This window comes from Aminobacter sp. DSM 101952, assembly GCF_001424795.1.
Lineage (GTDB): Bacteria > Pseudomonadota > Alphaproteobacteria > Rhizobiales > Rhizobiaceae > Aminobacter > Aminobacter aganoensis.
Map to the genome: position 1 here is coordinate 23657 of NZ_LMCL01000017.1, position 8214 is coordinate 31870.

Consider the following 8214-nt stretch of genomic DNA (forward strand, 5'->3'; position numbering starts at 1 on the left):
ACCCGCCGCGCGGTTACGTCAACAGGAAAGCAGGAAGCTTTGCGATGAAATCCTTGGGTATTCTGCGTACGGCGCTCGTCGCCTCGACTATGCTCTTTGCCGGCCAGTCCTATGCCAAGACGCTGGTCTACTGCTCGGAGGCCAGCCCCGAGACCTTCAACCCGATGATCGGCACCGCCGACTCGACCATGGACGCTGCGGCCAAGACGATCTTCAACCGCCTGGTCGAGTTCAAGCCGGGCACCACCGAGGTCGGGCCGGCTCTCGCCGAGAAGTGGGACGTTTCCGAGGACGGCAAGGTCTACACCTTCCATCTGCGCAAGGGCGTCAAGTTCCACGCCAACGAGAAGTTCACGCCGACGCGCGAGTTCAACGCCGACGACGTGCTCTACACCTTCGATCGCCAGCGCAATGCCGACAATCCCTACCACAAGCTTGCCAACGCGGCTTACGAGTACTTCAACGCGCTCGGAATGGGCGCGATGATCGACAAGATCGAGAAAGTCGACGACTACACCGTGCGCTTCACGCTGAACGCGCCGAACGTCACCTTCCTGCCCGGCATAGCGCTCGACTACCTGTCCATCCTGTCGGCGGAGCAGACCGAAAAGATGGTCGCCGCCGGCACGCCCGAACTGATCGACCAGATGCCGGTCGGCACCGGTCCCTTCATGCTCCAGGCCTACCAGCAGGATGCTCAGATCCGCTACGCCGCCAACAAGGACTACTGGAACGGCGCACCAAAGATCGACACGCTGGTCTTCGCCATCACGCCCGAACCGACGATCCGCGTCGAGCGCATCAAGGCCGATGAATGCCAGGTCGCGGCCCCTCCGCCGGCGGCTGCCGCGGCAGAACTCAAGGGCGATCCCAACATCACCGTCCACAATCTTGAGGGCCAGAACATCGGCGTTCTCGGCTTCAATGTCGAACATCAGCCGCTCGGTGACGTGCGCGTGCGCACCGCGCTCGCCAAGGCCGTCAACCGCGACGCGATCATCGAGTCGGTCTACCAGGGCGCCGGCGCCGTCGCCGGCAGCGTGGTTCCGCCCGCACAGATCGGCGCCGTCAAGGATGCCGGCATCGACTACGACCCCGAGGGTGCCAAGGCGCTACTCAAGGAAGCGGGCCACGAGGCTGACCTGTCGGTCAAGCTCTGGGCCATGCCGGTGTCGCGCCCCTACAATCCCAATGCACGCCGCATGGCCGAGATGATCCAGGCCGACTGGGCGGCAGTCGGCGTGAAATCCGAGATCGTCACCTTCGAATGGGGCGAATATCTTGCCCGCACCGCCAAGGGCGAGCACGACGCCTTCCTGCTCGGCGGCAGCAGCGACAACGGCGACCCCGACAACATGCTGAGCTACCTGCTCTCGTGCGACGGCGTCGCCGGCGGCTCCAACCGTGCGCGCTGGTGCAACCAGGACTTCGAGAAGCTGCTCACGGATGGCCGCGTCAGCGCCGATCCGGCCAGGCGCGCGGAGATCTACAAGCAGGCGCAGGCGATCCTGAAGGCCGAGGTGCCGCTTGCCCCGATCGCCCATTCGGTCGTTTCGATCCCGGTGCGCAACAGCGTCGTCAACTACGTGCTCGATCCGTTCGGCCGGCAGAATTTCGCCGGCGTCGACATCACCGAGTAAGCCGTCCAACAGCCGAGGAGAGCAGATCGTCATGCTCGAAAAACTGAACCGTCTGCTCGAAACCTACCGCGCCGATGGCGCGGTGGGGGCCTCCCTCGCCTTCTCGCTGGGAGATGGCGAAACCCTCGCCGTGACCGCCGGTCTTGCCGACCGGCCCGGCAACGTGCCGGTCACGCCCGACCGGCTGTTCAAGATCGGCAGCTGCACCAAGACCTTCGTGGCCGCGGCGCTGATGAAGCTGGTCGAGGAAGGCAAGGCCGAGCTCGACGCCCCCATCGCCGGATGGTTCCCCGACCTGCCGCGCTCCGGTGAGGTGACGGTGCTCCAGCTCGTCAACCATCGCGGCGGCCTGCCGGAATTCGAATACGACATCCCGATGGACCCGAGCCGGGTGTGGACCCCGGCCCAGCTCGTCGATCTCGCCTTCAAGGTCGGCGGCCAGACCCCACCCGGCGGTGCCGCCGTCTACAACAACACCGGCTATGTGCTGGCCGGCATGCTGATCGAGGCGGCGTCGGGCCTTTCGCTCGGCGAATATGTCCGCCGCAAGGTGCTCGTCCCGCTCGGCCTTGGGGATACCTGGTCGCCGGCAACCGAAGCCTTCCCCGGGGCGCGCATGGTGCGCGGCTACTACCACCGCCCGAAGCCTGCCGCCGACGCCAGCTCGGCACTGGCAAAAGGCGGCGAGATGTGGCGCATGGACGGCGTCCTGCCCTACTCCGACGAGTTGCAGGATTCCTCGGATTCGTTCCCGTTCTCCGGTGCCTATGGCTGCGGCGACATGGTTTCGACGCCGGCCGACCTCATCGGCTTCATGAACGGCTTGCTCGGGGGCAGGCTGTTGCCGGCGCCGCTGCTCGCCGCCATGAAGGACGGCCGCTCCACGGTCAGCTACCCCGGCACCCGTCTGCGCGAGACCGGGGCCGGCCTGATCGCCAGCGAATATGCCGGGCGCCTGGTGCTCGGCCACCAGGGCAGCATCCCGGGATATGTCACTGTGATGGAGCACGATCCGGCATCGCGCCTGACCATCGCCATGACCAGCAATGTCGGCTCCGGCAACCGCCTGTCGTTCTATGCCAGCGGCCTGCACCCCGTGGTCGACAAGGCGGTCGGCATCATCCTGCGGGAGATCTGATCAGACGCCGAGCCCGGCGGCCGTCTGGCGAAGGTCGACGCCAAGCTCGGACGTCACCTCCAGCGCGCGGTCGTCGCGCGCTGGAGTGCCATTATCGGGCCGGTGCCCGGCCAGCACCTTGTCGCGCTCGCGGATCAATGCCGCGATCTCGTCGGCATAGAGCGCGAGCACCGCGGCCAGCCAGCGATTGACCAGATAGGACGGCCTAGCGAAATGCAGGTCGAAGCGCGGCAGCAGCGCCACCGTGCCTTCGGCCTCCAGCCAGTCGTCGCCGACGACCCACTGGTTGACGGTGAACAGCCTGACCAGCCTGCCATAGGCATCGACGCCGACAGCGACGAGATGGTGGATCGGCCCTTTCGCGCCTTCCGGCCGGACGAAGCAATGGAAATGGCCGTGCTCGGCCTGGCCCTCCTGCGGCGGATGGCTGTGATAATACCACTGCGCGCCCGTCTCCGGATCGAACACGTCGCCCTGCGGAAAGTGCTCCCAGGCCGCGACCGATTTCGCCTCGCGCAGCGTCTCGAGCAACACGTTGCTGCCCGACTTGGCCAATACCTGTTCGCAGAACAGCGCCTGCCGCGCCGCCTCTGATCTTGTCTCGTCCATCGTCGGCCTCCAGGCCGCAGCTTGGCCTATTGCGGCTGGGCCGCGCAAGGCGAGGCTGCAGGTGCGGCGGCACGAGGCGATGCAGCCGGTGCTGCGGCGCAGGGCGAGGCCGCCGCCGGAGCAGGAGCCGCCGAGCATGGCGAAGCGGCGGAACACGGCGCGGCTGCGGAGCACGGGGATACTGCCGCACACGGGGACGCGGCAGCGCAAGGGGCAGCAGCTGCACATGGAGAAGCCGCCGCACATGGAGAAGCCGCCGCACAGGGAGCCGCCGCGCAGGGCGAAGCGGCCGAACACGGCGAGGCCGCAGCGCATGGTGACCCCGCCGCACAAGGATTGCCTGCAGCGCACGGGCTGCCGGCTGCACAGGGCGTCGCCGGAGTGCTCGCCGCAGGTGCCGGCTTCGGCGCGGCAAAACGGTAATGGTCGACCGCGACCGCCGAGGTGGCGGCGAGGAAGGCGGTGCCGAACAGGAGGGTGTTGCGCGCGCTCATTTCTTGAACCCATCGAGACCGAAGAGCGGACGCAGCGCGACCCCGCCGAGGCTGCCGACGAAGGCCGAGGCGAACCAGAGCCAGCCATGCACGCTGCCCGAGGCGATGCCGGAGAATAGCGCCCCGACATTGCAGCCGAAGGACAGCCGCGCGCCGTAGCCCATCAGCACGCCGCCGACGGCCGCCGCCAGGAACGAGGCGAACGGCACATGGACCTTGGGCGCAAACTTGCCGGCGAGGCCGGCAGCGAGTGCTGCCCCCAGGATGATGCCGAAATTCATCACCGAAGTGATGTCGGCAAGCACGCTCGAGCCCAGCGCCTTGGCCGGCCCGGGCCAGTTCCAGAACGCCCAGGTCTCGACCGGCACGCCGACCGCCTGCGCCGCCTTGGCGCCCCACAGGCCGAAGCCGAAGGTGACCGACCAGGGATGGCCCGCCGTCACCAGCGTCGCGATGTTGAGGCCGGCAAGCCCGAGCCCGGCGGCAACCAGCGGCCACGGGCCGTGCAGCAGTCGCGCCACGCCGCGGCGAGATGCGGGCTTCATCTTTTCGAGCCCGCCATGGGCGCGGCGTTCCACGAGCACGGTCAGCGCGGCAACTGCCCCGAGGCCGAGCAGCGTGACGGTCACGCCGCCGGGCACGCCGAGCGTCCTGCCGAGGCTGATCTCCGGCAGCGCCGGCAGTTCCAGCCACCACGGCAGGTGCGCCGTGCCGATCAGCGCCCCGACGATGAAGAACATCAGCGTCACCAGCATGCGCGAGCTGCCGCCGCCGACCGTGAACAGCGTGCCCGAGCCGCAACCGCCGCCGAGCTGCATGCCGAGGCCGAACATCGCCGCTCCCACCAGCACCGACACGCCGACAGGCGCGAACGCCCCGACCAATGCCTGGCCATTGGCACTGCCCAGGGCTAGCAGCGGGATGAACACGACCGATGCCGCCGCGATCATCAGCATCTGCGCCCGGATGGCGTTGCCGCGCCGTTCGACGACGAACCGCCGCCAGCCGCCGGTGAAGCCGAACGAGGCGTGGTAGAGCGTCAGCCCGAGCAGGCCACCCATGAGGAACAGGACCGCCTGGCGCAGGCTGATCGCCTCGCCGATGGCCAGCGCGCCAAGCACGAAGGCCAGCCCGACGAAGATGACCGGTCCCTTGTCGAGATTGACGGGCGCCGCCGGCGCCGGGGTCGCGAGATTGATCTGTGTCATGTCAATTCTGTCGTGAACTTCAATTGATCTGGGATGACCCGTTCAATGAAAGATGTCCAGGATCGCTCCTGGACATCTTTCATCTCGGATCTGCCTTGCGCGAGATCAGGAACCCGGCTGCACCGGGCGGGCCGGATCGGCGGCCCATTCGGCCATCGAGCCGTCATACATCTTGGTGTTCTTGTTGCCTTCGATCTCGCTCAGGCCGAACCACACGACGGACGCCCAGTGGCCGGTGTTGCAGAAGGCGATGTTCTGCTCGTCCTTGCCGAGGCCGACGGACTGGGAAAGGTTGCCGACGGTCTCCTTCGAGGCGAACGAAGCCTTGTCGGCGTCGTAGAGCTTGCTGTTTTCGAGGTTCTTCGAACCGGGAATGGTGCCGGCAGCACGGACGACCGGGCTCTTGGCCTCGCCCCTGAACTGCGCGGCCGGGCGGCCGTCGATCAGCTTGGTGCCGTCGGCGCGGGCCTTCTCGACATCGGCGGTGGTGGCGAGAAGCTCCTGCTTCAGCTCGCCCTTGAAGGTGGCTGCCGTGGGCTTGGCCGCTTCGGCCGAAAGTTCGCCGCCGGCGGCTTCCCAAGCGCGTGCGCCGCCATCCAGGATCGACACGGCGTCGTGGCCAAGCACCTTGAAGGTCCAGTAGACGCGCGTTGCAGCGCCGAATTCGGAAGAGTCGGTGCCGTTCGGCACGATGACGACATGGCTGTCATTGCTGACGCCGAGGTCGCCGATGGTCTTGGTGATCGTCTCCAGCGGCGGCAGCATGCCGGGGACGCCGTTCACCTCGGCACGCCAGCCGGCGGTCGCGTAGGGAGCGTTGATGGCACCCGGCACATGGCCCTTGTCATAGGGATTGCCATCCTTGGCCGCGTCGCGCACGTCGAGGACGACGAGGCTCTTGTTGCCGAGATTGGACTTCAGCCAGGCTGCATCGACCAGCGGCTGGTCGGTCAGGCGCTCGGCCTGCGCGCCGGTGGCGAAGGCCAGGCCAGCAGTAATGACTGCGGCGATCAGAGAAAAACGCATCGGACTACTCCCCGGAAAAACGTTCTAAAAACAGGCGTCGGCCACATTTATAGTCTACCGGAAGGCCCCGCACACGGCAATTACGCCCGAAATTTCCGGGAATTCCGGAATGAGATACGACCATATGCCATTGAATTAGAAATTCATTCCGGCGACCGAATTCGATGTTCACATGCAGAATAAAGAATATAACCAATTCACAAATCGGCCCATTGCGACGATTTTCTCATCGACGTCGCCGGGCCGATAGCTGGGGCCGCAGCAAAGGCCCATGAGGGGACAGGTATGCGTTTTCTGAAGGCCATGGCCGGAGCGATCTTCGGCGCGGTTCTTGCCGCGTCGATGGCTTTTGCCGAAACGCCCGCGAATACGCTCATCGTCGCCGACGCCATCGACGACGTCATGACGCTCGACCCCAACGAGGTGGGCGAGGTCGGCGGCGTGCTTGCCAGCACCCAGATCTACCAGTCGCTGGTCAGCTTCGACGTCAACGACCCGACCAGGATCATCGGCGTGCTCGCCGAGAGCTGGACGATTTCACCCGATGGCCGAACCTTCACCTTCAAGATGAACCCCAGGGCGCGCTTTGCCTCAGGCAATCCCGTTACCGCGTGGGACGCCGAATATTCTCTGCGCCGGGTCGTCCACCTGAAGTCGCGCTCGGCCTTCATCATCGGCCAGTTCGGCTTCTCGCCGGAAAACGTCGACGACCGCATCAAGGCCCTCGACGACCAGACCCTGGTCATCGAGATCGCCGACACCTATGCGCCGAGCTTCCTGTTCTACTGCCTGTCGTCCTATATCGGCGGCATCGTCGACAGCAAGATCGTCAAGACGCATGAAGTCGACGGCGACTATGGCAATGCCTGGCTGAAGGCCGACAACTCAGCCGGCTCCGGCCCGTTCGCGCTCAGCAAATGGCAACCGAGGCAGTCGATCCTGCTGACACGCAACGACAATTACTGGGGCGCGGCGCCGAAGGTCGACAGCATCCTGATCCGTCATGTCGCCGAGAGCGCCGTCCAGCGCCAATTGCTCGAGGCCGGCGACATCGACATCGCCAACCGGCTCGGGCCCGACGATTTCGACACCATCGCCAACAACCCGAAACTTGCCGTCGTCAGCGGCCGATCCGGCAACATCTACTACATGGGCCTGAACGTCCGGAACCAGTATCTCGCCAACCCCAAGGTGGTCGAGGCGATGAAATACATGATCGACTACCAGGGTATGGTCGACACCGTCTCGCGCGGCATGATGGAGGTCCATCAGACCATGATACCGAAGGGTTTTCTCGGCGCGATCGACTACACCCCCTTCAGCTTCGACGTCGCCAGGGCCAGGGAATTGCTCGCCGAGGGCGGCGTCAGCGGTGAATTTTCGCTCGACATGGTGGTCTGGGACACCCTGCCCTACACCGAATTCGCCAAGGCCATCCAGGCCAGCATGGCCAAGGCCGGCGTGAAGCTCAACCTGCAGATCGTCGGCGGCCGCGAATGGCTCGACCGCTACCGCAATCACGACCTCGACATCTGGCTAGGCCTGTGGGGGCCGGATTATCCCGACCCGCATTCCAACGCCAAGGCCTTTTCCGTCAACAAGCAGGATGCGCCAGATGGTTCGGAAGGCATCACCGATCGCTTCGGCTGGAACGCGGGGCCGCTTTCACCCGAGGCCATGGCGGCCGTGCGCGAACTGGACACGTCGACGCGCAAGGGCATGTATGAGGCGATCCAGAAGGTGCACAGCCGCGTTTCGCCCTTCATCTTCATGTTCCAGGAAGTGCGAAAGGTGGCGGTGAACGCCAGGGTCAAGGGTCTCGTGATGGGCATGACCCTGTCCGACGACCGCTATTCGGCAGTCTCCAAATAGCCCCAATGCCGAAGCGGCAACAACGCCGCCTCTAGACCGGACAATGAAAAAAGCCGGGCGGCTATGCCGCCCGGCTCACTGCGTTCATCAAATGATCAGGCGAGTGATCGATCAGTGTGTGCCGCCACCGCCGCCGCCGCCACCGCCGCCGCCGCCGCCGCCGCCACCGCCACCGCCGCCGCCGCCGCCGCCGCCGCCGCCGCCGCCGCCGCCGCCGCCGCCGCCGC

At 66.0% G+C, this 8214-nt stretch carries 6 protein-coding genes; 3 read left to right on the forward strand and 3 right to left on the reverse strand.

Annotated features, from left to right (window positions below; genetic code table 11):
• Positions 1–44 precede the first annotated feature (44 nt).
• The gene (locus ASC75_RS13700) at positions 45–1640 is read left to right on the forward strand and encodes an ABC transporter substrate-binding protein (protein WP_055976173.1); all 1596 of its coding nucleotides are present in this window, start codon (positions 45–47) and stop codon (positions 1638–1640) included.
• A 31-nt stretch (positions 1641–1671) separates the two neighbouring features.
• The gene (locus ASC75_RS13705; protein ID WP_055976176.1) at positions 1672–2778 is read left to right on the forward strand and encodes a serine hydrolase domain-containing protein; all 1107 of its coding nucleotides are present in this window, start codon (positions 1672–1674) and stop codon (positions 2776–2778) included.
• Here ASC75_RS13705 and ASC75_RS13710 read toward each other — a convergent pair whose 3' ends face one another.
• From ASC75_RS13710 to ASC75_RS13720, 3 genes are all read right to left on the reverse strand, one after another.
• On the reverse strand, positions 2779–3387 hold the full coding sequence (locus ASC75_RS13710; protein WP_055976202.1) for a hypothetical protein: 609 nt from the start codon (positions 3385–3387) through the stop codon (positions 2779–2781). It lies immediately after the preceding gene.
• Positions 3388–3877: 490 nt separating this feature from the next.
• Positions 3878–5089: a YeeE/YedE family protein gene (locus ASC75_RS13715; protein WP_055976179.1), complete on the reverse strand. Its 1212-nt coding sequence runs from the start codon at positions 5087–5089 to the stop codon at positions 3878–3880.
• A gap of 105 nt (positions 5090–5194) precedes the next feature.
• Positions 5195–6115 (reverse strand): sulfurtransferase, encoded by a 921-nt coding sequence (locus tag ASC75_RS13720; RefSeq protein ID WP_055976182.1) that lies wholly within the window; start codon positions 6113–6115, stop codon positions 5195–5197.
• A 285-nt stretch (positions 6116–6400) separates the two neighbouring features.
• Between ASC75_RS13720 and ASC75_RS13725 the strand changes: the two genes are divergently transcribed.
• Positions 6401–7987, forward strand: a complete 1587-nt coding sequence (locus ASC75_RS13725) for an ABC transporter substrate-binding protein (RefSeq protein ID WP_055976186.1) — start codon at positions 6401–6403, stop codon at positions 7985–7987.
• The last annotated feature ends 227 nt before the right edge of the window (positions 7988–8214 follow it).